At 71.5% G+C, this 22899-nt stretch carries 19 protein-coding genes; 14 read left to right on the top strand and 5 right to left on the bottom strand.

The annotated features are described in order from the left end of the window. Positions 1-48 precede the first annotated feature (48 nt). The 3 genes from ABD234_RS17440 to ABD234_RS17450 are packed head-to-tail and all read left to right on the top strand — an operon-like array spanning position 49 to position 3067. Entirely contained in the window at positions 49-1182 is a 1134-nt protein-coding gene (locus ABD234_RS17440) for a Gfo/Idh/MocA family protein (protein ID WP_051486537.1), read from the top strand. After that, the gene (locus ABD234_RS17445) at positions 1179-1925 is read left to right on the top strand and encodes a ThuA domain-containing protein (RefSeq protein ID WP_038370956.1); all 747 of its coding nucleotides are present in this window, start codon (positions 1179-1181) and stop codon (positions 1923-1925) included. The genes ABD234_RS17440 and ABD234_RS17445 overlap by 4 nt, the downstream gene beginning before the upstream one ends. Then, on the top strand, positions 1922-3067 hold the full coding sequence (locus ABD234_RS17450) for a Gfo/Idh/MocA family protein (protein ID WP_344358957.1): 1146 nt from the start codon (positions 1922-1924) through the stop codon (positions 3065-3067). Before ABD234_RS17445 ends, ABD234_RS17450 begins: the two co-directional genes overlap by 4 nt. A 108-nt stretch (positions 3068-3175) precedes the next feature. On the opposite strand, the gene ABD234_RS17455 is transcribed toward ABD234_RS17450, so the two are convergent. After that, positions 3176-3475 (bottom strand): YrhK family protein, encoded by a 300-nt coding sequence (locus tag ABD234_RS17455; protein ID WP_344358960.1) that lies wholly within the window; start codon positions 3473-3475, stop codon positions 3176-3178. Positions 3476-3626: 151 nt separating this feature from the next. Here ABD234_RS17455 and ABD234_RS17460 point away from each other — a divergent pair, with 151 nt between their 5' ends. Further along, positions 3627-5174, top strand: coding sequence for a UDP-N-acetylglucosamine 1-carboxyvinyltransferase (locus ABD234_RS17460; RefSeq protein WP_344358963.1), 1548 nt, complete (start codon positions 3627-3629; stop codon positions 5172-5174). A gap of 1127 nt (positions 5175-6301) precedes the next feature. After that, on the top strand, positions 6302-8563 hold the full coding sequence (locus ABD234_RS17465; RefSeq protein ID WP_344358965.1) for a KAP family P-loop NTPase fold protein: 2262 nt from the start codon (positions 6302-6304) through the stop codon (positions 8561-8563). A 275-nt stretch (positions 8564-8838) separates the two neighbouring features. On the opposite strand, the gene ABD234_RS17470 is transcribed toward ABD234_RS17465, so the two are convergent. Further along, positions 8839-9330, bottom strand: coding sequence for a rhodanese-like domain-containing protein (locus ABD234_RS17470; RefSeq protein WP_344358966.1), 492 nt, complete (start codon positions 9328-9330; stop codon positions 8839-8841). Positions 9331-9423: 93 nt separating this feature from the next. On the opposite strand from ABD234_RS17470, the gene ABD234_RS17475 reads away from it, so the two are divergent. The 8 genes from ABD234_RS17475 (at position 9424) to ABD234_RS17510 (ending at position 18854) form a co-directional block, all read left to right on the top strand. Beyond that, positions 9424-9882 carry an Lrp/AsnC family transcriptional regulator gene (locus ABD234_RS17475; protein ID WP_344358968.1) on the top strand — a complete coding sequence of 153 codons (459 nt, stop codon included), beginning with the start codon at positions 9424-9426 and terminating at the stop codon, positions 9880-9882. Between the two features lie 94 nt (positions 9883-9976). Then, entirely contained in the window at positions 9977-10717 is a 741-nt protein-coding gene (locus ABD234_RS17480; protein ID WP_344358971.1) for a TSUP family transporter, read from the top strand. A gap of 307 nt (positions 10718-11024) precedes the next feature. Beyond that, positions 11025-12647 carry an ABC transporter substrate-binding protein gene (locus ABD234_RS17485; protein ID WP_038370949.1) on the top strand — a complete coding sequence of 541 codons (1623 nt, stop codon included), beginning with the start codon at positions 11025-11027 and terminating at the stop codon, positions 12645-12647. Next, positions 12644-13600: an ABC transporter permease gene (locus tag ABD234_RS17490; RefSeq protein WP_344358975.1), complete on the top strand. Its 957-nt coding sequence runs from the start codon at positions 12644-12646 to the stop codon at positions 13598-13600. Before ABD234_RS17485 ends, ABD234_RS17490 begins: the two co-directional genes overlap by 4 nt. Further along, the gene (locus ABD234_RS17495; protein WP_344358978.1) at positions 13597-14517 is read left to right on the top strand and encodes an ABC transporter permease; all 921 of its coding nucleotides are present in this window, start codon (positions 13597-13599) and stop codon (positions 14515-14517) included. Before ABD234_RS17490 ends, ABD234_RS17495 begins: the two co-directional genes overlap by 4 nt. Then, a complete protein-coding gene (locus ABD234_RS17500; RefSeq protein ID WP_344358981.1) occupies positions 14514-16415 on the top strand; it encodes a gamma-glutamyltransferase family protein in 1902 nt (633 codons plus the stop codon). Before ABD234_RS17495 ends, ABD234_RS17500 begins: the two co-directional genes overlap by 4 nt. A gap of 5 nt (positions 16416-16420) precedes the next feature. Further along, entirely contained in the window at positions 16421-18148 is a 1728-nt protein-coding gene (locus ABD234_RS17505; RefSeq protein WP_344358983.1) for a dipeptide ABC transporter ATP-binding protein, read from the top strand. Next, the gene (locus tag ABD234_RS17510; protein WP_344358987.1) at positions 18141-18854 is read left to right on the top strand and encodes a GntR family transcriptional regulator; all 714 of its coding nucleotides are present in this window, start codon (positions 18141-18143) and stop codon (positions 18852-18854) included. Before ABD234_RS17505 ends, ABD234_RS17510 begins: the two co-directional genes overlap by 8 nt. Positions 18855-19232: 378 nt before the next feature. On the opposite strand, the gene ABD234_RS17515 is transcribed toward ABD234_RS17510, so the two are convergent. The 3 genes from ABD234_RS17515 to ABD234_RS17525 all read right to left on the bottom strand — a co-directional run bounded on the left by ABD234_RS17515 (position 19233) and on the right by ABD234_RS17525 (position 22293). Then, the gene (locus ABD234_RS17515; RefSeq protein WP_344358990.1) at positions 19233-19907 is read right to left on the bottom strand and encodes a YoaK family protein; all 675 of its coding nucleotides are present in this window, start codon (positions 19905-19907) and stop codon (positions 19233-19235) included. Positions 19908-20229: 322 nt separating this feature from the next. Further along, the gene (gene fdhA / locus ABD234_RS17520) at positions 20230-21453 is read right to left on the bottom strand and encodes a formaldehyde dehydrogenase, glutathione-independent (protein WP_038370937.1); all 1224 of its coding nucleotides are present in this window, start codon (positions 21451-21453) and stop codon (positions 20230-20232) included. A gap of 93 nt (positions 21454-21546) precedes the next feature. Beyond that, the gene (locus ABD234_RS17525; RefSeq protein ID WP_344358994.1) at positions 21547-22293 is read right to left on the bottom strand and encodes a helix-turn-helix transcriptional regulator; all 747 of its coding nucleotides are present in this window, start codon (positions 22291-22293) and stop codon (positions 21547-21549) included. Positions 22294-22400: 107 nt separating this feature from the next. On the opposite strand from ABD234_RS17525, the gene ABD234_RS17530 reads away from it, so the two are divergent. Then, on the top strand, positions 22401-22796 hold the full coding sequence (locus ABD234_RS17530; RefSeq protein ID WP_344358996.1) for a RidA family protein: 396 nt from the start codon (positions 22401-22403) through the stop codon (positions 22794-22796). Positions 22797-22899: the final 103 nt, after the last annotated feature.

Consider the following 22899-nt stretch of genomic DNA (forward strand, 5'->3'; position numbering starts at 1 on the left):
ACTCCCGCCCCACCGCTTCGCCCCCACCCTGAGGAGAGATCAGTCCGCATGACCACCGCATCCACCGCCCCCGTCCCCGAGGGCCGTCCCATCCGCGCCGGCGTCGTCGGCATCGGCTGGGCCGGACAGCAGCACATGGCCGCCTACCACGAGGCGCCGGGCGTGGAGCTCGTCGCCATCGCCGGCAAGGAGGAGGACGTCCGCGCCGAGCTCGCCGAGCAGTACGGCATCGCCGACACCTACGCCGACTGGGAGGCGATGATCGCGCGCGGCGACCTCGACGTCGTCAGCGTCGCCGTGCCCACCTTCCTGCACGCGCCGATCGCGATCGGCGCCCTCAAGGCCGGCGCCCACGTGCTCTCGGAGAAGCCCATCGCCCGCACCGGCGCCGAGGGCCAGACCATGGTCGACGCCGCCCGCGAGGCCGGCCGCATCCTCGAGGTCGTCTTCAACCACCGTCGCCGCGGCGACATCGAGGCGATCCGCTCCGCCGTCGAGGACGGCACGATCGGCCGCCCGTACCACGCGCGGGCCATGTGGCTGCGCCGCGCCGGCATCCCCGCGCTGGGCAGCTGGTTCACCAACGCGCAGGCCTCCGGCGGCGGGCCGCTGGTGGACCTCGGCGTGCACGTGCTCGACTGGACGCTGCACATCATGGGCGAGCCGCGCGTCACCGCCGTCTCCGCCGTGACCCACGCGGAGCTGGGCCCGCGGGGCCTGGGCGGCTCCACCGGCACCAAGAGCGGCACCAGCTCCGCCTACGAGGTCGAGGACCTCGCCACCGTGCTGCTGCGCCTGGAGGGCGGCGGCTCGATCGTGCTGGAGACCAGCTGGGCCACCCACCGCTCCACCCCCGACCAGTTCGGCATCACCCTGTACGGCACCGACGGCGGCGCCGACCTGAACGTCGTGGACTACGCCCCCTCCGGCGAGCTGACGCTCTACACCGGCGACGGGGAGACCGCGCAGGACACCGTGATCGAGGCGCCCGCCGGCCGCGGCCACGGGGCCGTCGTCGAGCGGTTCCTCGAGCACGTGCGCGATCCGCAGTCCTGGTCCGAGCACGACGGGACCGTGGGCCTGCGCCGCGCCCGCATCGTCGATGCGGCCTACGCCTCCGCAGCCGCCGGCCGCGAGATCGCGCTCGGCGAGGACCTCGAGATCATCGGGGAGGAGGCATGAGCATCCGAGTCCTCGTCTGGAACGAGAACGTCCACGAGACCACCCAGGAGGAGATCCGCGCGATCTACCCCGACGGGATCCACGGCGCCATCGCCCAGGGCCTCGGCGAGCTGCTGGGCGAGCAGGCGGAGATCTCCACCGCCACCCTCGCCGATCCCGAGCACGGCCTGGACGAGGAGACCCTCGCCGCCACCGACGTGCTGCTGTGGTGGGGCCACATCGCCCACGACCAGGTCGACGACGCCGTCGTCGAGCGGGTCCAGCGCCACGTCCAGGGCGGCATGGGCCTGATCGTGCTGCACTCCGGGCACTTCTCGAAGATCTTCATCCGCCTGATGGGCACGACCTGCTCGCTGTCCTGGCGCAACGACGGCGAGCGCGAGATCGTGTGGACCAGCGCCCCCGGGCACCCCATCGCCCGCGGCGTGGATCAGCCCTTCGTGGTGGAGAAGCAGGAGATGTACGGGGAGCACTTCGACATCCCCAACCCCGACGACCAGGTGTTCATCAGCTCCTTCGAGGGCGGGGAGGTGTTCCGCTCCGGCGTCACCTTCACCCGCGGCCGCGGCCGGATCTTCTACTTCAGCCCGGGCGACCAGGAGTACCCCGTGTACTTCCACCCGCAGGTGCGGCGCGTGCTGGCCAACGCCGTGGAGTGGGCCGCCCCCTCCGGCGAGCGCGCCACGCCCGCCGTGAGCAACCCCGCCCGCCGGGACTGGCTCACCACGGGAGGCGCCCCGTGAGCATCCGGATCATCCACGTCGGCCTCGGCGGCTGGGGCGGGGACTGGGCGCGCAACGCCATCCCGCCGGTGCCCGGCGTCGAGGTCGCCGCGATCGCCGACCCGAGCGAGAGCACCCTGCGCCGCGTCCAGGAGGAGCTGGGCCTGGAGGACGGGCAGGCCTTCGCCTCCCTCACCGAGGCCCTCGCCGCGGTCGAGGCCGATGCCGTGGTCATCACGGCGCCGGCGGTCACGCATGTGCCGCTGGCGCTGGAGGCCCTCGAGGCCGGCAAGCACGTGCTGGTCGAGAAGCCTTTCGCGAACACGGCCGCGGAGGCGGTCACCGCCGTGCGCCGTGCGGAGGAGCTCGGGCTGGTCATCCAGGTCAGCCAGAACTACCGCACCTATCCGGCGCCGCGGGCCGCCCAGCGGCTGCTGGCGGAGGGCGTGCTCGGCGAGCTCGCCGCGATCAGCATCGACTTCCGGCGCTGGGACAACGACCTCCCCTTCGAGGACCACCCGCACTACCGCTTCCCGCACCCGCTGATCAACGACATGGCCATCCACCACTTCGACCTGCTGCGCAAGGTCACCGGCCAGGAGGCCGCGCGGGTGTACGCCAAGGTCAAGGACCCCTCCTTCAGCAAGTACCTCGAGGAGGCATCGGCCGTCATCACCATCGAGATGGCCGATGGCCTGGTGGTCAGCTATCGCGGAAGCTGGCTCAGCCGCGGCGAGCCGACGCCGTGGGCGGGCGAGTGGCACATCGCCGGGGAGAAGGGCGAGCTGTACTTCACCAGCCGCGAGGGCACCGCCGAGGATCCGGCCGCCGCGGACATCGTCACCGTGCGCCGTCCCGTCCTCGAGGACTCCCGCGCGCAGGCGCCGGGTGCCGGGGCCGGCGACGCCGGGGCCCCGGGGGCCGGCGGTCCTGCCCGCACCGGCACCGTCCAGGAGGCCCCGGCCGATGGGCTCGAGGTGATCGAGCTGCCGCGGCAGGAGCTGTACGACCGCTCCGAGAACCTGGCGATCTTCCGCGACGCGATCGAGAACGGCACCGTCCCGGAGACCGCCGGCGCCGCCAACCTCGGCAGCATCGCGCTCATGGAGGCGGCGGCCCGCTCCGCGGCATCGGGCCAGGTGGAGGACGTGATCATCCCCTGAGGCCCCTGGGCCCCAGAAGCCCCAGGGCCCCAGGGCCCCTGAGGCTGCTCGGGCCCCGGCGACGCACCACGCGTCGCCGGGGCCCGGCCCCTCTCGGGGCCGCGAACCTCAGAAGTCCATGGGGTGGGCCGTGGTCCGCTCGCCCGACAGCCGCCGCAGGTGCACCCGCCGGGCGAGACGGATCACGGGGCGGATGGTCATCTGCACGCTGCCGATCAGGAACAGCCATGTCCCGGCCGTCGCCAGCTGCTCGGAGAAGAAGAGCACCGAGCCGACGATGAACCACAGGCCGATGAGCACGTCGTTGGCGATGCTGGCCGTCTCGTAGCGGTCCGAGATCTCGAGCTCGCGGTCTCCCAGGCGCAGCTCGATCGCCGGATCCGAGGTGCTGTCGGTGCTGTCGGCCATGTCGTCCTCTCCGTGTGCGGTTGGTGCGGGGCACGCCCGCGGGCCTGCGTCCGGGATCGTGCCTCTGCGCCATGGTGCCCGATGGCACGCGATCGCCGGGGGCCTCCAAGATCACACCCGCCTATCTCATATGTGAGATAGCATCGAGGTCATGACGACAGTCGAGACCGAGGACCCCACCTACCTCGCCAAGATCGGTTCCATGATCCGCGACGCCCGGCAGGGCGCCCAGCTCACCCAGGCGCAGCTCGCGACCCAGCTCGGCACCAGCCAGAGCGCGATCAACCGCATCGAGAAGGGCCAGCAGAACCTGACCCTCGACATGATCTCCCGCATCGGCTCCGCCCTGGACTCCGAGCTCGTGGGGCTCGGCACCCCCGGCCCCAGCCACCTGCGCGTGCACGGCCAGCGCGAGCTGCACGGCAGCATCGACGTGAAGAGCTCCAAGAACGCGGGCGTCGCGCTGCTGTGCGCCTCCCTGCTGAACGTCGGCACCACGGTGCTGCGCAAGGTGGCCCGCATCGAGGAGGTCAACCGCCTGCTCGAGGTGCTCGTCTCCATCGGCGTGAAGGCCCGCTGGCTGAACGACCAAGGCGACCTCGAGATCCGCGTGCCCGAGCAGCTGGACCTGGACGCGATGGACGCCGCCGCGGCGCGCCGCACCCGCTCCATCATCATGTTCCTGGGCCCGCTCATGCACCGCGAGGAGTCCTTCCAGCTGCCCTACGCCGGCGGCTGCGACCTGGGCACCCGCACCGTCGAGCCCCACATGACGGCGCTGCGCCCCTTCGGCCTGACCGTCGTGGCGACCGAGGGCCACTACCAGGCATCGGCCGCGCAGGGCACCCGCCCGAGCCGCCCCATCGTCCTCACCGAGCGCGGGGACACCGTCACCGAGAACGCGCTGCTGGCGGCCGCCCGCTACGAGGGCGAGACGGTCATCCGCAACGCCAGCCCCAACTACATGGTCCAGGACCTGTGCTTCTTCCTCGAGAAGCTGGGCGTGCGGATCGAGGGCATCGGCACCACGACCCTGCGCGTCCACGGCCGCGCCGAGATCCGCACCGACGTGGAGTACTCCCCCAGCGAGGACCCGATCGAGGCGATGAGCCTGATCACCGCCGCCATCGTCACCCGCTCGAGCATCACGGTGCGCCGCGTGCCGATCGAGTTCCTGGAGATCGAGCTGGCGATCCTCGAGGAGATGGGCTTCCGCTACGAGCGCTCGGCGGAGTACGTCGCCGACAACGGCGAGACCCGCCTGGTGGACATCACCACCCACCCCTCGGACCTCAAGGCGCCGATCGACAAGATCCACCCGATGCCGTTCCCGGGCCTGAACATCGACAACCTGCCGTTCTTCGCGGTGATCGCCGCGACCGCCGAGGGCCAGACCCTGCTGCACGACTGGGTGTACGAGAACCGGGCCATCTACCTCACCGAGCTCACCAAGCTCGGCGCGCGCGTGAAGCTCATGGATCCGCATCGCGTGCTCATCGAGGGCCCCACGCGCTGGTCCGGCACGGAGATCGTCTGCCCGCCGGCGCTGCGCCCGGCCGTCGTGATCCTGCTGGCGATGCTCGCCGCGAAGGGCACCTCGGTGCTGCGCAGCGTGTACGTCATCAACCGTGGCTACGAGGATCTCGCCGAGCGCCTGAACGCCCTGGGCGCGAAGATCGAGACGTTCCGCGACATCTGATCGCGGTCGTCCGCCCAGCATCGGCCCTGCCCCGCACGGCGTGGGCCGACGCGGAGACGGTGCCGCCCCGCACGACGCGGGACGGCACCGTCCGTGCGTCTCCGGCTCAGGCCGCAGGCTCCGCATCGGCGGGCCCGATGGGAGCGGTGAGCGGGTCGACGGGGTGCCGGCGGCGGCCCTGTGCCCCAAGTTCGGCCTCGTTTCGATCGGCGAACGCAAGAAGCTCCGCGGCTCGTCCATCGCAGGCACCGTCCTGTTCATCCATGGAATCGTCGCGACCGTCGCGGGCATCTGGCGCAACGAGGACAAAGACCTTGCCTGCCGGAAGCGGCTGGCGAAGCCCGCAAAAGCAACCAGGTCAGCCACTCTGCGCACTAGAGCGTCAACTGTCAGAGCCCAAGCGTGGCCGTCTCGTCGGTGACGACTAGCGGTGAGGCGCGCCTGACGATCCGGTCGTCGTTCCGCACCTACAAGGAGTGGCCGACGCACTCCTCGCCAAGGTCGAACTCTCGTGAGCTCGACCATCGGGTCGACCTCCAAGTTCGACCCCAACGAGGGGGCAGTCGCACGTACGCTGCCGAGAGCAACAAGGGGAGGGGCACCACGTGGCAAAACCAGAGAAGTTCACCCCAACAACAACACTTAAGGTTGGGAGGGACGCCAGTACGCTCGCGATCGATACGGCATCACCTCAGCAATCAGCGTCACCACAGGCCATATCGACATTGTCGAATTCCAGGCGCAAAACAGGACATTGCAAAGGTCGAAAATCGTCAATTCCTGATCAGCGGCGAGACAAGTCGAGCGACGTCCGATGTAACAACCTACGCAATTAATACTTCCATTGCGATCAAACGACAGGCAGAAGGCACCTTCTCGACGTGCACGTCAAAGCCGCCAACAAGTCGCCGAGGGAGTCAAATTCCGCGATCCGCCCGATACGCGCCCCTTAAAAGCAGGAGGCGATATGCAGCCCCACTATCATCGAGGACGAGCGGAACACCCCCGTTTCGCCGACATACGGACGTCAGCGCCGCACTGAACAGCCCGCTGACCGTCTAACAATGAGAAGGAACAACTACGATGCCGCAACAGAAGCACTTCCTCTCGAGAATCGACTCGCTCACATGATATTCAGACGAAAGACTGCAGCGGAGCGCAAGCCGAGGACGCTCGCTCGGAAGACGAAGTCGCTGTACGCCGACGACGCTAACGGCCTCGACCGGGACGTTCTCAATCGCAAGAGGCTTGCAGTACAACTCGGTCGCACCGTCCGCGACCTGGCCGAGGAGACCGAGAGTGCGGTTGTAGGTCTTGTCGGCCCGTGGGGATCCGGCAAGTCCAGCCTGCTCAGTCAGATCGAAGAGGACCTTGGCGAGCACGACTGGTACATCGGCCACCACAATCCGTGGGCCTACTCCGACTTCGCAGGCTCGGCTGCTGGCTTCTTCGCTTCCCTCCGTGACGCCATTCCCGAGAGTGTCCTTGGAAAGGATTGGCGCGCAGTCGTGGGCGAATGGGTCTCCAAAGCCGCACCGCTCGGCGCAGCAGGCGGCTTGGCTGGCGTCGACGGAACAGCCGCGATCGGAGCTGTCGGCGCCGTCATCACCGGGGACCGCAGTCCGGCACGCCTTCGCGAGGCCGCAGCTGACGGACTGAAGAATCTCGACCATCCTGTCCTGATGATGCTCGACGATCTCGACCGTCTGACTCCCGATGAGTTGCTATACACCTTTAAGCTTGTTCGACTCCTTGGGCGACTGCCGAACGTCTACTACCTGCTTGCATACGACGAGGCGACACTCACCGACCTTCTCGAAGCGACTGATCTGGTGGGCAGGGACACTGGCCGCGCCCAACAATACCTGGAAAAGATCATCCAGGTTCGCCTCGAGATTCCACCCATGCTACCGGAACAGCAGGCCGCGCTAGCGAATACTGCTATCGACGAGATTTGTGCGCGGCATGGAATCACGCTCACGGCAGGCACCAACCGCAGGATGCAGAACATGTGGCAGGACTGCCTGTCGATCTATTTGGATCAGCCTCGTTCCGTGAAGCGCCTGTTCACGCAGGTAGACGCAACGTGGCCCGATGTCGCAGGCGAGGTTGACTTCTCCGACTTTGTGGCCATAACCTTCCTTCGCGTCTTCGAGCGCAAGACCTTGCACCTGATCGTAGACAATCGCGCAGAGATTCTTCAGCAGGCTTCTTCGTTAAGTTTCGCGATGCAAGAGGAAACGCCACAAGAACGCTGGGCACGCTGGAAGCAACGGATCGCCGACGCCGGGCCGCTCCATACCGCCGAGATCGAGAAGCTGCTTGGGCACCTATTCCCCTATCTCCAGGGGGCCCAGGGAGGCATTACCTATGTCGGGTCTTCGTATGAGGACGACGTTACGCGCAGGATGGGCGTCGGCACCTCCGAACACTTCGATCGATATGTCCAGGTCGGGGTCCCCGAATCTGATGTCACTGAAGCGTCGGTCCGCGCCGCAGCTGACGAACTGCGGGCCGGAGTAAGGGGACCCGCCGTGACGAATCTAGTACGTCGGATGAACGACGACGCGCCACCGGCCCTGCGAAAACTGCGCCGAGAGCACGCGAAGTCACCACTCCCCGCAGCTGCCACTCTTCCGATGCTCGGCAGCATCTACTCGTCCGCCATGGATCAGAAGAGCGGACTTTTTGGCCTCTCCCCCGACCTCAGCATCGTCGTCCTCGTCATGGACGTGCTCGATCAGACCGATGTGGCGACGGCATCCAAACTGATCGACGAGCTAGCGTGCGCGGACGACGCCTCCCTAGCGCTTGCCGCTGCCACAGTCCGGATGGGCCTGAGGGAATCTGACAATCCGCACCCCTGGGCGCGGAACGCGCAAGCCCCTGTTGCCGCGGCTCTGGCCGCTTGCATTCGCGGATTCGCCGGCCAGCCTGCTCGGTCCCATCCCCGACTGCTCTCATATCTCTACGACCACTTCCAGATGTCCGATCCTCCGAACACGTCGGAACTGCTATGGAATGCCATCGACTCCGGGGCATGGGACCTGTACGAGGTGTTGGGACTATTGATCCCGCTTGGTCAAGCCAGCAACGGCGTGGACACTTGGACTTCCATGGGCGACTTCTCGGAGAGCACGATCGAGGACTTGCTCGGAGTTGACAAGGTACTCGCCCGCACCCCTGAGCAGCCCGACCTGCTTAACCGCCAGGAACACGACAATTATTTCGATCGGCGGGTCGAGGCCGACGATCTTAAGGCGCGAACAGAATACGCTCTGACTGGTCTGGAACGGGTTCGCACCCGGCGTCGGCATGAAGGCGAAGCTGCAGACGTCGGAGTCCAGCAGGCCCCTGGAGACGAAAGCGATCAGTCGACGAGCACCTGACCCAGCGGCGGCGGGCAGCAGTAAATGTCCGCTAGCGATCATGATGCCCGGCTACCGACTGCCCAAATGCTTCGAGTTGTTAGACGGCGGCTACATCGGCTCCTCAGTAGCGCGAAGATCGCCGGCCAGAGACCCCTCGCGCCGACCACTGCGACTTCTGAGCGGGGTTGCTCCGCGCGGTCGGCAGCCCGGGCGTCTTCTCGCGCAGTGTCGCCGCCGGGCGGTGCCCGAGCTTCCTCGGCGCTGGCTCGGCCGAACATCGCCAGCCCCGCATGCTATGGCCCGCTGGGAGCGGTGAGCGGGTCGACGGGGTGCCGGGTGCGGCCCTGCGCCGTGCGGACCGCCAGGCCCTCGCGCGCCCAGTACTCGAAGCCGCCGATGAGCTCGCGCACCGCGGTGTACCCGAGGCGGGACAGCGTCAGCGCCGCGCGGGTGGAGCCGTTGCAGCCCGGCCCCCAGCAGTAGACGACGACGGGGGCGTCGCGATCCGGCAGCTCATGCTGTGCCCGTGAGGCGAGCTCGGGGCCGGGGATGTGCAGGGCCCCGGGGATGTGCCCCTGGTCCCAGCCGGCCTGAGCACGGGTGTCGACGATGATCGGCGGGTTCGCCGAGGCCCGCGCGGCGGCGAGGTCGGAGGGGTCCGTCTCGTGCTCGAGCTTCGCGGCGAAGTGCGCGGCCGCGCGGCGAGCGCGCTCGGAGATGACGACCCCGGGGGCACCGGGCTCGGCGGGGGCGTCGGGACAGGTCGGGACGGTATCTGCGGTCATGGCTCCAGTGCACCGTCGATCCGTTCCCGCGGGAACGCCCTCCGCGCGGCGTTCGGGGCGGATGGCCGTCGATGCGCCGGTATCGTGGGCGTCATGGCATCGGATGCACGGCTGGACCTCGATGGGACCGATCGTGCCCTCATCGCGGCCCTGCAGCGCAACGGGCGCCTGAGCATCGCCGAGCTGGGCCGCCTGGTGTCGATGTCCCCCAGCGCCACCGGCGAGCGCCTGCGGCGTCTCACGGAGGCCGGGATCATCACCGGGTACGTCGCCACGCTCTCCGCCGCGGCGCTCGGCTACTCCATCACCGCCTTCGTACGCCTGGCCTACCCGACCGGGAACTACGACCCGCTGCACCGGGTGCTGGACTCCACGCCGGAGGTGGTCGAGGCCCACCACGTGACCGGCGACGACTGCTTCCTGTTCAAGGTCCACGCCCGTGGGATGCTCGACCTCGAGCGGATCACCGGGCGCCTGGCCACGCTGGGCAGCATCACCACCAGCGTGGTCTACTCGAGTCCTCTGGACGGACGCGCGCTCGACCCCGCCTGACGCGCCGCCGCCCTCTCGGCATCGATCCCGGCCGTCGCACTCCCTGGCCGCACCCGCCGTCGCACCCTGCCGTCCCACCCCGAGGAGCCCCGTCGTGCCCGAGCCGAGCCTGCTCGTCCTGCTGGGCATGGTCGCCTCCGTCTTCGTGGGCGCGCTCGCGCAGCGGGCCACCGGCATGGGCTTCGCCCTGCTCGCCTCGCCGTTCCTGGTGCTCGTGCTGGGCCCCTTCGAGGGGGTCCTGGTCATCAACGCGGCGGGTCTGCTGGCGAGCCTCATCGTGCTGGTGCAGCTGTGGCGCGACGTGGACTGGCCTCGGGCGGCGGTGCTGGTGCCGATGGGCGTGGTGGGCACGATCCCCGGTGCGATCGCCGTGGGCCTGCTGCCCGGCGGGCCGCTCACGGTGGCGGTGAGCGCGGTGGTGATCATCGGCCTGCTCGCGACGATGGCGCTGCGCGGGCGCACCCTGCCCTCCTCCCCCGCCCTGGCCGCCGGCGGCGGGCTGGCCTCGGGGTTCATGAACGTCACCGCCGGGGTGGGCGGGCCGGGCGTGGTCGTCTACGCCCGGGCCACGGGCTGGGAGCACCACCATTTCGTCGCCACCGCGCAGCTGCAGGGGGTCGTGCTGGGGGCGGCGGCCCTGGCCGCGAAGCGCTCCCTGCCCTCCCTGCCGATGAGCGGCTGGATCGCCCTGCTGCTGGCGCTGGGCGCCGGGCTGCTGGCCGGGGATGCGCTCTCGCGGCGCATCGACGGCCCCTCGGCCATGCGGGCCGTGCTCGGCATCGCCCTGGCCGGGGCGGTCATCGCGCTCGCACGCGGCCTGGCCGCGACCCTCTGACGGGCCGCGACGGGAGTCCGTGCCGGATCTCTGATCGGGCTCGTGCGCGCTGCCGGATGCTCTTGGCGCGCGAGAGCCGACACGGCGCACCCGTGGCGACGTCGCCCTGGGCACTCCGTGGCGACGTCCCCTCGGCGCGCCCCGGGAAGGCCTCGCCCTGCCGTGCTCCGTGACCTCCCCGCGACCCGTCGTCTTGCCATGCGGGACCGCCATGGACGCGATCCGGAATGTATACAATCATCGCCTCACTGTTCGAGAGGTCCGATGTCCCGCATCGGCCTCTGCATCTCCCCCTGGAGGCACGCACGTGAGACGCCGCACGGCCCTGACCCTCGGCGCGGCCGGAGCGGCCGCGCTGATGAGCGGCTGCATCCCGCTCCAGCCCCTCGAGGACCCGCCCCCGCGCCCGGACCGCACCGACGCGACGCCCGGAGGGCGGCCGTTCCGCGAGGGCGGTCACCTGGTGATGGCGCTGTCCTCCGAGCCGGACAAGCTCGACCCCACCACCTCGAGCTCCCTGTACACCCGCTACGTCATGCAGACGATGTGCGAGAAGCTCTACGACATCTCCGCCGAGGGCGAGATCGTCCCCATGCTCGCCGCCGCGCTCCCGGAGATCTCCGCCGACGGCCTCACCGTCGAGATCGCCCTGCGCGAGGGCGTGACCTTCTCCGACGCGACCCCGTTCGACGCCGAGGCCGTGCGGATCACCCTGGAGCGCCACCTCACCCTGGAGGGATCGGCCCGCGTCGGCGAGCTGGGACCCATCACCGCGGTCGAGGCGGTGGAGCCGCTGCGCGTGCGCGTCACCTTCGAGAGCCCCTTCGCGCCGTTCACCGCGGCGCTGGCCGACCGCGCCGGCATGATCATGTCCCCCACCGCCCTGGAGGAGCGCGGCGAGGACTTCGGGAACCACCCCGTGGGCGTGGGCGCGTTCCGCTTCGTGCGCCGCGTCCCCCAGACCTCCATCGAGGTCGAGGCGGACCCGCTGTACTACGACGCCGAGAACGTCCACCTGGACCGGATCACCTACCGGATCATGTCCGACGCGAACATCCGGGCCGCCAACATCCAGTCCGGCGACGTCCACGTCGCCGACACCATCTCCCCGCAGGACATCGAGACCCTCGAGGCCGCCGCCCGGGTGCGCACCCTGCAGGTCGGGTCCCTGGGCTACCAGGGCCTCACGATCAACATGGGCCACGTCCCCGAGGGGCAGGAGCCGCCGACGACGCCGCTGGCCACCGACGCCCGGGTGCGCCGGGCCCTGTCCCTCGCGGTGGACCGCGAGGCGCTGGTGAACACCGTGTTCAACGGCTGGTACACCGCCGCCGGCTCGCCGATCTCCCCCGACTCGCCGTTCGCGACCGAGGCCAGCAGCAGCCTTCCCGCGCACGACCCGCAGGCCGCGCGGGCCCTGCTCGAGGAGGCCGGCGCCCCCATCCCCTACCCCGTGCGGGTCACCGTCACCAACACCCAGGACTCCCTGCGCTACGCCCAGGCGCTGCAGGCGCAGGTGAAGGACTCCGGCTTCGCGCTGGAGATCCTGCCGATGGAGTACACGGCCGTGCTGGACGCCCAGGACCGCGGCGACTTCGAGGCCGTGCTGCTGGGCTGGTCCGGACGCGTGGACCCCCACGGGAACATGTACTCCTTCTGGTCCACCGGCGGCGGCAACAACTACCCGGGCCTGTCCGACCCGGAGATCGACGCCCTGCTCGTGGAGGCCGCGCAGGCCACCGACCCGGCCGCGCGCGCCGAGATCTACGGCGAGGCCGTCGCCCGGATGCAGGAGATCGACGCCTTCGTCTACCTGTACCGCCAGCGCAGCCTCACCGCCCACCGCGAGGACGTCGCCGGGCTGTCCGTGTACGCCGACGGCGTCGTCCACCTCTCCCATGCCGGCTTCCTGGACGGAGACGACTCATGATCCGCTTCCTGCTGGTGCGCCTCGCCGAGGCCGCCACCACCCTGCTCATCGCGGCGGTGCTCATCTTCCTGGGGGTGCGCGCCCTGCCCGGCGACCCGGCCCTCGCCATGGCCGGGGAGGAGGCCACCCCGGAGCAGGTCGCCGCCGTGCGCAGCGAGCTGGGACTCGACGAGCCGCTGATCGTCCAGTTCGGCCGCTTCGTGCAGTCGGTCGCGACCGGCGACCTGGGCACCTCCACCCGCACCGGGCAGCCGGTCACGCAGATGATCGCGACGACGCTGCCGGTGACCCTGTGGCTGTCGGGACTGGCCATCGTGGTCGCCGTGGTCATCGGCCTGGCCCTCGGCGTCCTCGCGGAGCGGCGCCGCGGCCGCCCCGCGGAGCTCGGCGCGAACCTCTTCGCCCTGATCGGCCTGTCAGTGCCGAACTTCTGGCTGGGACTGCTGGCGATCCTCGTGCTCGCCGTGGGGCTCGGCTGGTTCCCCGCCTCCGGCTACGTCGACATCCTCGAGCACCCGCTCGCGGGGCTGCACCACCTGGCCCTGCCCGCGGTCATCCTCGGCACGGGCCTGGCCGCGGTGATCACCCGCCAGACCCGCGCCTCCATGATCGAGACGATGGCGACGGACTACGTGCGCACCGCCCGCGCCACCGGCATCGGCAAGGCCCGGATCCTCCTGCGCTACGGGCTGCGCAACTCGCTGATCGTGCTGGTCACCATCGTGGGCCTGCAGCTGGGCGGGCTCATCTCCGGGGCCGTGGTCACCGAGCGGATCTTCGCCCTTCCGGGCCTGGGCCGCCTCACCCTGGACGCCGTGTTCTCCCGCGACTACCCCGTCATCCAGGCCGTGGTCCTCGTGATCACCATCGGGTACGTGCTCATCAACATCCTCGTGGACGTGCTCTACTCCGTCATCAACCCCCAGATCCGGACAGGCGGTGCCGCCTCATGACCGACGTCCTCCAGCCCCCGCGCACCCGCGAGAGCGATGACGGCGCCGGCCCGTCGGCGCCCGCCCTCGCACGCCGCCGCGGCATCCTGCACCGCCTGCTCAGCAGCCCGCAGGGCCGGGTCGGCACCGTGCTCGTGGCCCTCGTGCTGCTCGCGGCGGTGCTCGGCCCGTGGCTCGCCCCGCACGGCTTCGCCGCCACGGACTTCGCCCATCCCTTCCAGCGCCCCCGCACCATCGGCTACCCGCTGGGCACCGACGACCTGGGCCGCGACGTGCTCTCCCGCCTGCTGCACGGCGTGCGCGCCTCCATGATCGTGGGCGTGCTCGCCGTGACCCTCGCCGTCGTCATCGGGACCCCGCTGGGGCTGCTGGCCGGCTACTGGCGGCCCGCGGACCTCGTCGTCTCCCGCCTGACCGACGTGGCCCTCGCCTTCCCGTTCCTCGTCCTCGCGGTGGGCCTGACCGCGATCACCGGCGCCAGCCTCACCAATGCGGCCCTCGCCCTGGGCATCGCCAACATCCCCACCATGATCCGCGTCGTCCGCGGGGAGACCCTGCGCCTGCGCGAGGCCGATTTCGTCAAGGCCGCGATCGCGACCGATGCCGGGCCGGTGCGCATCCTGGGCCTGCACGTGCTGCCCAACACGATCAGCGCGATCATCGTGCAGGCCACCGTGATCATGCCCGTCGCCGTGATCGGCGAGGCGATGCTGTCGTTCCTGGGCCTGGGCATCCAGCCGCCGGCGCCCAGCCTCGGGATCATGCTCTCGGACGCCCAGCAGTACATCTACCGCGCGCCCTCCGCGGCGGTCTTCCCGGGTCTGGCGATCATGCTCATCTGCCTGGCCTTCAACATCTTCGGAGACGCCCTGCGGGACGCCTTCGACCCGTCCACCGCGAAGGGATCCTCCCGATGACCAGCACCGCCTCCCCCGCCTCCCCCGCCTTCGTCGTCCCGCCGGGGCCGACCACCCGCCCCACCCTCGAGGGCACCTTCGGGATGACCGCCTCGACCCATTGGATCGCCACCGCCTGCGCGCAGGCCGTCCTCGAGCGCGGCGGCAACGCCTTCGACGCCGCGACCGCCGGCGCCTTCGTGCTGCACGTGGTCGAGCCGCACCTGAACGGGCCCGGCGGCGACATGACCGGCATCTTCGCCACCGCCGAGGACCCGACCCCCGTGGTGATGATGGGACAGGGCGCCGCCCCCGCCGGCGCCACCCTCGCGCACTACCGCGCCGAGGGCCTCACCCGCGTCCCCGGCACCGGCGCGCTCGCCGCGGCGGTCCCCACCGCCGTGGACGCCTGGCTGAAGCTGCTGGCCGAGCACGGCACCTGGGAGCTGGCCGATGTCCTCGCCTACGCGATCGACCTCGCCGAGGACGGCCACCCGGTGCTGGCCCGGGTCAGCGCCCAGATCGCCTCCTGCGCCGAGATGTTCACGCAGCACTGGCCCAGCTCCGCGGCCCTGTGGATGCCCGGCGGCACCGCCCCCGCCCCCGGCGATCTGGTGCGCAACCCCGAGTACGCGGCGGTGCTGCGCGACCTCATCGCCGCCGGGGACGGCATCGGCGCTGAGGCGGCCGATGGGGCACCGGCCGATGGGGCCGCCGGCTCCGCGGCGTCGGCCGATGCCGCCGATGCCCGCCGGGCCCGCATCGAGGCAGCCCGCGAGCGCTGGCGCACAGGGCCCGTCGCCCAGGCCATCGACGCCTTCGTGCGCACCCCGCACCGCCACTCCGACGGCGCCGACCACGCCGGCGTCATCACCGCCCAGGACATCGCCGCCACCGAGGCGACGTTCGAGCCGGCCGTCACCGCGACCTTCCGCGGGTACACCGTCGCCAAGACCGGGCCGTGGGGGCAGGGCCCCGTGCTGCTGCAGGCCCTGCGGATCCTCGACGGCTTCGAGGACGCCCAGCTGGACCCCGCCACCGAGGAGGGCGCCCACCTGGTCCTCGAGGCGCTGAAGCTCGCGCTCGCGGACCGCGACGCCCACTACGGCGACGCCGAGGTGCCCCTGGAGACGCTGCTGTCCGAGGAGTACACGGCCGCGCGCCGCGCGCTCATCGGCCCCGAGGCCTCCCACGAGTTCCGCCCCGGCGCCCTCGACGGGGCCGACCCGGCGCTGCCGCCGCTGGTCACCGAGGCCGAGTTCGCCCGCGAGAGCGGCGGCGTCGTGGACCACGGCGCCGGCGAGCCGACCGTGCGGCCCAGCGGCGAGGTGCGCGGGGACACCTGCCACATCGACGTCGTGGACCGCTGGGGCAACATCGTCAGCGCCACCCCCTCGGGCGGCTGGCTGCAGTCCTCCCCGACCGTCCCGGGGCTGGGCTTCTGCCTGGGCACGCGGCTGCAGATGATGTGGCTGGACGAGGCGATGCCCTCGGTGCTGCGCCCCGGCGCCCGGCCCCGCACCACGCTCACCCCGACCCTGGTGCTGAAGGACGGCGTGCCCGTGATCGCCTGCGGCTCCCCCGGCGGCGACCAGCAGGACCAGTGGCAGCTGCTGTTCCTGCTGCGGGTGCTCGTGGGCGGGCTCAGCCCGCAGCAGGCCATCGACGCCCCCGCCCTGCACACCACCTCGATGCCCGGCTCGTTCTGGCCGCGCACCTGGTCGCCCGGCGAGGCCGTGGTCGAGGACCGCCTGGGCGAGGAGCTGCTGGCCGGCCTCGAGCGGCGCGGCCACCGCGTGGTCCGCGCCGGGGACTGGGCGCTGGGCCGGCTCTCCTGCGTGGTGCGCGACCCCGCCACCGGCGTGCTGCGCGCCGCCGCGAACCCGCGCGGCGCCCAGGGCTACGCGGCGGGGAGGTGAGCGGCATGCCCGATGCGACCACGGCCGATGCGCGCACGAGCGCCGCTGCCACCACGGGACCCGGCGATGACGGGCTGGTCCTGTCCGTGCAGGACCTCGCCGTCGCCTACGGCGGCACGACCGTCCTGGAGGACGTCCGCCTGACGCTCGCCCCCGGGGAGAAGCTCGCGCTCGTCGGGGAGTCCGGCTCGGGGAAGTCCACCACGATCGCCGCGATCCTCGGCCTGCTGCCGGGGGCGGGGCGGATCATCGGCGGCTCCATCCGCTACCGCGGGCAGGAGCTCGTCGGCGCGCCCGAGGCGGTGCGGGAGGGGCTGCGCGGGCAGGGCATCGCCCTGGTCCCGCAGGATCCGATGTCCAACCTCAACCCGACCCTGCGGGTGGGCGACCATGTGGCCGATGCGCTGCGCGCCTCCGGCCGACGGGACCGCGACGGCATCGCCCGGGACGTGGTGCGTCTGATGACGGAGGCGGGCATCCCCGATGCCGAGCGGCGCCGCCGCCAGTTCCCGCACGAGTTCTCCGGCGGCATGCGCCAGCGGGTGCTCATCGCGATCGCGCTGGCCGGGGACCCGGACGTGATCATCGCCGACGAGCCCACCAGCGCCCTGGACGTGAGCGTCCAGAAGCAGATCCTCGACCACCTCGAGCACCTGGTCGCCCAGCGCGGCATGTCGCTGCTGCTGGTCACCCACGACCTCGGCGTCGCCGCGGACCGCACCGACACCATCCTGGTGATGCACCGCGGCCGTGTCGTCGAGCGCGGCACCCCCGCGACCGTGCTGCGCACCCCGGCCGAGGACTACACGCGCCGCCTCGTGGCCGCCTCCCCCACCCTCGAGGTCACCCCGCGCGAGGAGTCGGGCGCCGCGACGGTCGGCCCGGCCGGCTCATCGGCCGATGGAGCAGCCGATGGGTCACAGCCGCAGGCGGGCTCATCGGCCGGGGGCGGGGACGTGCTGCGGGTGCAGGACCTGCGCAAGACGTACCGCCTGCGGGGCGGGCGCGGCGAGGTCCGCGCGCTGGACGGCATCTCGCTGTCCGCGCCGCGCGGGCGCACCACGGCGATCATCGGCGAGTCCGGATCGGGGAAGTCGACCCTCGCGAAGATCGTGCTGGGCCTGGAGACCGCCGATTCCGGCACCGTCCATCTGGACGGGCAGGCCGTCGGCGCCGCGAGCCGCGCCGAGCGCCGTCTGCTGCGCCGCTTCGCCCAGCCCGTCTTCCAGGACCCGTACTCCTCCCTGGACCCGACGTGGACCATCGAGCGGATCATCGCCGAGCCGCTCGCCGTGTTCGGCATCGGCTCGCGCGCCGAGCGCCGCGACCGGGTGGCGGAGCTGCTGGACCAGGTGGCCATGCCCCGCTCCGCGGCCGCCCGCCTGCCCGGGGAGCTCTCCGGAGGGCAGCGCCAGCGGGTCGCGATCGCCCGGGCGCTGTCCAGCTCGCCGCAGCTGCTGGTGTGCGACGAGGCGGTCTCGGCCCTGGACGTGCTGGTGCAGGACCAGATCCTCGAGCTGCTGGGCGACCTGCAGCATCGGCTGGGGGTGTCGTGCCTGTTCATCACGCACGATCTCGCGGTGGTCGCGAACCTCGCCGACCAGGTCGTGGTGATGCACCGGGGCGGGATCGTCGAGGCCGGGCCCACCGATAGGGTGATCAGCGACCCTGCCCACGACTACACCCGGGGCCTGCTCGAGGCGGCGCCCGGTCGGGAGTTCATGCATGTCTGATCCGGCGGCGCTGCAGATCGCCGAGTCGCTGCGCGAGGCCATCATCACCGGCGCCCTCGCCCCCGGGGAGCGGCTGCGCGAGGTGGCGCTCGCGACGCAGTTCTCGACCTCCCGCGTGCCCGTGCGCGAGGCCCTGCGCGAGCTCACCGCCGACGGCTATGTCGAGCTGCGCCCGAACGCCGGGGCGCGCGTCGCGCAGACGACCGCGGCCGATGTGCAGGTGCTCTTCGACATGCGCATCGTGCTGGAGGCGTCCCTGGCCCGCAGCGCCGCCGAGGGCGCCGCCACCGCGCCGAGCCCGGACGACACGGCGGAGGGAGCGGGCGGCGGCGGCGCGGATCCGGCCCGGGATGCGGCCCGCGAGGCGGTGCGGGAGATCCTCGCGGCGGGCGATGCCGCGATCGCCGCGGGCGACAACGAGCAGCTCGCCGCGCTGAACCTCCGCTTCCACAACGCGCTCGGCCTGCTCTCGGGCCGCACCGGGTTCACCGGCCTGCTGCGCCAGCTCACCGGCCGCACCCAGTGGCTGCACTCCCTCACGCCCGCCCACCTGCACCAGCGCGGCGACGCCGCCTGGCACGAGCACTGGGAGATCCTCGCGCATATCGAGTCCGGCGAGGAGGACAGCGCCGCCGCGCTCATGACCCGTCACCTGGAGCGCTCGCGCGATGCGCTGATGGCCCGGCATCGGGGCGCGCCGGCCTGACGCCGAGACGGCGCTCGAGGACCGCGAGATCCCCCGCACGAGAGCGGACCAGGGGCGCAGAGTCACCTCTAGCTAGCGATGGCAGACTCGCGTCATCATCGGCGATGCGAGGGGAGGCCGCGGTGACGAGGACGCGAGATCTTCGCCGGGTGTGGGCGGGGGCCGCCGTCGGCGGCACGGGCGTGGCGGTCATCGCCCTCTTCGCCGTGCTGTCGGGGCTTCAGTACGCGGCGGAGGAGCGGCACGGGCGAGAGCCCGGATACACGCCGGACTGGATTCTCGCGGGGATGAGCGCCGGTGGGGCCATCATCGTCCTGGGAGTGATCCTGCTGGTCGTCGCGGCGCTCCACGCCGTCCTCGGTCGCCCGGAGGACGATGTCAGGCCGCGCCACGGGCGTCGCGGGAGCGGTGGCCGAGGATCGCGACGGTCAGCGTGATCGCGACGGTCAGGGCGATGCCCAGCCAGAACGAGACCGACAGCGTGAGCGCGCCGACCAGGGCGCCGAGGACGATGAGCACGATCGCCAGCAGGCGCCGCCCCCAGGCCTCGCCCTTGCCCCCGGCCAGCCGAGAATCGGCGGCGAGCCCCACGATCGTGGAGGTCACCACCACGGTGGTCACGTCGGCCACGGCCAGGCGGCGGGCGGCGGCGGCCTGCATGCCCATGGCGACCGCGAGCAGCGTGGTCGTGCTCGAGCCGAGGATCGCGTGCGTCGGCGAGCCGGGGATCCCGGCGAGGACCGCGGAGCCGAGCAGCCCGGCGGCAACGAGCAGCAGCAGCAGGGTGGTGCGCGGCGCCCAGACGTTCTTGGGGGTCTTCCCCAGGATCCGACCGCCCAGCACGGCCCCCAGCAGGAAGCCGGCGAGCGCGAGGGCGGGGCGGACGACGGGCAGCCCCTCGGCGCCGGCGATGCCCATGCCCAGCAGCACGACGTTGCCGGTCATGTTCCCGCTGAAGACCCGGTCGAAGCCCAGGTAGCCGACCGCGTCGATCACCCCGGTCGAGAAGGTGAGGGCGAGCATCAGGGGCAGGTCGCGGCGCACGGACGTCATGCGCGGGATTGTATACATTCACCGGTTCCGGGCATCGGGGCGGGCCGCTCCGCGAGACGTCCGCATCACCAGGGCGACGATACGTGTCCGGGGGCCGATGCCGGCATCGCCACCGCGCCTCCTGGCATCGGCACCGCGGCGGAGCTCGGCAGCGCGCCGGGGCTCGCCGCCGCGCCGGAGCTCGGCGCGACGCCGCAGCGATGAACGCCGCGAGGACGAACGCCGCCGGCGAGCGGCCCGCTGCGGGGCCGGTCGCCGGCGGCGAGGTCGGTCAGGCTGTGTCGTCGATCAGGCGGCAGGACCGATCAGGCCGCGGGGCCGATCAGGCGGCGACGAGCCCTGTCATGCCGTGCGGGTCGATGACGAACTTCTTGGCCACGCCGGAGTCGAACTCCGCGTAGCCGCGCGGCGCATCGTCCAGCGAGATCGCGGTGGCGTTGACCGCCTTCGCGATCTGCACGCGGTCGTGGAGGATCGCCTCCATCAGCTCGCGGTGGTAGCGCATGACGGGGCACTGGCCGGTGGTGAAGGAGTGCGCCTTCGCCCAGCCCAGGCCCAGGCGCAGCGACAGCGAGCCCTCCTGCGCGGCGGCGTCCACGCCGCCCGGGTCGCCGGTCACGTACAGGCCGGGGATGCCCAGCGCGCCGCCGGCCTTGGTGATGTCCATGAGCGAGTTGAGCACGGTGGCCGGCGCCTCCTTCGCGTCATGGCCGTGCCCCTTGGCCTCGAAGCCGACGGCGTCCACGCCGCAGTCGACCTCCTCCCGGCCCAGGATCTTGGCGATCTCCTCGCGGGGGTCGGACTCGGAGACGTCGACCGTCTCGCAGCCGAAGGCGCGGGCCGCCTCCAGGCGCTCGGCGACCATGTCGGCGACGATCACCACGGCCGCGCCCAGGAGCTGGGCGCCGACCGCGGCGGCCAGGCCCACCGGCCCGGCACCGGCGATGTACACCGACTTCCCCGGGCCGACGCCCGAGGTCACGGCGCCGTGGTAGCCGGTGGGGAAGATGTCCGAGAGCATCGTGAGATCGAGGATCTTCTCGAGCGCCTGGTCCTTGTCCGGGAACCGCAGCAGGTTCCAGTCGGCGTAGGGCACCAGCACGTACTCGGCCTGCCCGCCGACCCAGCCGCCCATGTCGACGTAGCCGTAGGCGCTTCCGGGACGGTCCGGGTTCACGTTCAGGCAGATCTCGGTGCGCCCCGTCTTGCAGTTGACGCATCGGCCGCAGGAGATGTTGAAGGGGACCGAGCACAGGTCGCCCTTCTGGATGAACTCGACGCCGGGCCCGACCTCCACCACCTCCCCGGTGATCTCGTGGCCCAGGATCAGCCCCTCCGGGGCGGTGGTGCGGCCGCGGACCATGTGCTGGTCCGATCCGCAGATGTTGGTGGTGACGACCTTGAGGATCGCCGCATGGGGCAGCTGGCGCCCCACGTTCGCCGGGTTCACTCCCGGCCCGTCCTTCAGCTCGAAGGTGGGGTAGTCCAGGTCGACGACCTCGACCTCGCCCGGCCCCTTGTACGCGACTCCACGATTGCTGGACATGCATGGCCTCCTTGCCATCGTCGGGGCGCTCGCGACGCCGTCGTCGCAGTCACCCGATGTCTGGCCCAGCGTGCCTTCCCGCGACGGGTGAGGTCAAGCGAGGCGGCGCGCCTCGTCGAGGTACTGGTAGGCCGTCGAGCGGGACACCTCCAGGCGCGCCGCGATGCGGCGCATCGCATCGCCCACCCGGGTCACCCCGCGCTCGTCCAGGCGCCGCACGATCCGGACCTTCTCGTCCCGGCCCAGCGCCCCGGGCTCGCGGCCCGTCTCCGCGATCGCGCGGGTGATCATGTCCTCCACGACGTCGCCGATGTCCGCCCCGAGGACCTCCTGCGGAGCATCGGCCCCCGGCGCCCCGCCGACCGCGGCACCTGCAGCGCCGGCGGCTCCCGCGCTGCTCGCCGGGCGCACCGGGTCGAGCGCGGCCGCGAGCGACTGCAGGGCGCGCACGGCGCTGAGGTCGTAGTTGATGCACAGCGCCGCGATCACGCGACCGGCGCCGTTGCGCAGGTACAGCGAGGAGGAGCGCAGCTCGCGCCCGTCCCGGGTGCGCCCGCCGTAGCCGAAGGCGTCATGGTCCTCGTCTCCATCGGCCAGCACCTCGAAGCCGAGGTTCGAGGACGGCCCTCCCACCTCCCGGCCGCTGACCTCGCCGTGGGCGATCGCGACGATGGTGGCGGAGAGGTCCACGTCCTCCGCGGAGAGGTCGTGGAGGACGACCTCGCAGCGCGGCCCGACCGCCGCGGCGATCGCCGGCAGCAGCGGGCCGTACACCGCGAGGACCTCGTCGATGGTCTCGAAGGGCACGGCGACGCGGCGCGGGGCGGGATCGGACGGCACGCCGCCACCCTAGCCAGCGGGCGGCCGGCCCACCCAGCACCGCCCAGCGTCTGGACTCATCGTCCGAACAGATGGACAGATCGTCCGGGTCGGCGTAGGTTCGGTCCATGAAGAAGGTCATCACCACCGACAAGGCCGCCGCTCCCGGCGGGCCCTACTCCCCCGCCGTCATCGCGAACGGCTTCGCGTTCCTCTCCGGCTGCACCCCGCACCTGCCCGGGCCGGAGAAGAAGGTCGTCGAGGGCGACTTCCGCGCCCAGGCCGTGCAGGCCTTCGAGAACCTCAAGGCCCTCGCGGAGGCCTCCGGCGCGAGCCTCGCCGATGCCGTGCGCGCCCAGGTCTACATCACCTCGATGGACCACTTCCCCGTGATGAACGAGGTCTTCGGCGAGTACTTCGGCGAGAACCCGCCCACCCGCACCACCCTGCCCATCGGCCTGGTCGGCTTCGACATCGAGATCGACGCGATCCTCGCCCTGCCCGAGGGCTCCGAGCAGGCCTGAGCCGGCACGACCGGCCCTGTTCGCCGGAGTTCCCCGGAGTTCCCCGGAGTCTGCGTGCACAGGTGGCGGTCTCAGGTCCTCGAGCCAGGCGATTGCCTGGCTC

Source organism: Brachybacterium phenoliresistens, from assembly GCF_039530785.1.
In the GTDB taxonomy this organism is placed as follows: domain Bacteria; phylum Actinomycetota; class Actinomycetes; order Actinomycetales; family Dermabacteraceae; genus Brachybacterium; species Brachybacterium phenoliresistens.

Excerpts from the sequence above, each read along its gene's own strand:
- ABD234_RS17440 (WP_051486537.1), top strand. The coding sequence starts at position 49 with ATGACCACCGCATCCACCGCCCCCGTCCCCGAGGGCCGTCCCATCCGC.
- ABD234_RS17445 (WP_038370956.1), top strand. The coding sequence starts at position 1,179 with ATGAGCATCCGAGTCCTCGTCTGGAACGAGAACGTCCACGAGACCACC.
- ABD234_RS17455 (WP_344358960.1), bottom strand. The coding sequence starts at position 3,475 with ATGGCCGACAGCACCGACAGCACCTCGGATCCGGCGATCGAGCTGCGC.
- ABD234_RS17460 (WP_344358963.1), top strand. The coding sequence starts at position 3,627 with ATGACGACAGTCGAGACCGAGGACCCCACCTACCTCGCCAAGATCGGT.
- ABD234_RS17465 (WP_344358965.1), top strand. The coding sequence starts at position 6,302 with ATGATATTCAGACGAAAGACTGCAGCGGAGCGCAAGCCGAGGACGCTC.
- ABD234_RS17470 (WP_344358966.1), bottom strand. The coding sequence starts at position 9,330 with ATGACCGCAGATACCGTCCCGACCTGTCCCGACGCCCCCGCCGAGCCC.
- ABD234_RS17475 (WP_344358968.1), top strand. The coding sequence starts at position 9,424 with ATGGCATCGGATGCACGGCTGGACCTCGATGGGACCGATCGTGCCCTC.
- ABD234_RS17490 (WP_344358975.1), top strand. The coding sequence starts at position 12,644 with ATGATCCGCTTCCTGCTGGTGCGCCTCGCCGAGGCCGCCACCACCCTG.
- ABD234_RS17495 (WP_344358978.1), top strand. The coding sequence starts at position 13,597 with ATGACCGACGTCCTCCAGCCCCCGCGCACCCGCGAGAGCGATGACGGC.
- ABD234_RS17500 (WP_344358981.1), top strand. The coding sequence starts at position 14,514 with ATGACCAGCACCGCCTCCCCCGCCTCCCCCGCCTTCGTCGTCCCGCCG.
- ABD234_RS17505 (WP_344358983.1), top strand. The coding sequence starts at position 16,421 with ATGCCCGATGCGACCACGGCCGATGCGCGCACGAGCGCCGCTGCCACC.
- ABD234_RS17510 (WP_344358987.1), top strand. The coding sequence starts at position 18,141 with ATGTCTGATCCGGCGGCGCTGCAGATCGCCGAGTCGCTGCGCGAGGCC.
- ABD234_RS17515 (WP_344358990.1), bottom strand. The coding sequence starts at position 19,907 with ATGACGTCCGTGCGCCGCGACCTGCCCCTGATGCTCGCCCTCACCTTC.
- fdhA (WP_038370937.1), bottom strand. The coding sequence starts at position 21,453 with ATGTCCAGCAATCGTGGAGTCGCGTACAAGGGGCCGGGCGAGGTCGAG.
- ABD234_RS17530 (WP_344358996.1), top strand. The coding sequence starts at position 22,401 with ATGAAGAAGGTCATCACCACCGACAAGGCCGCCGCTCCCGGCGGGCCC.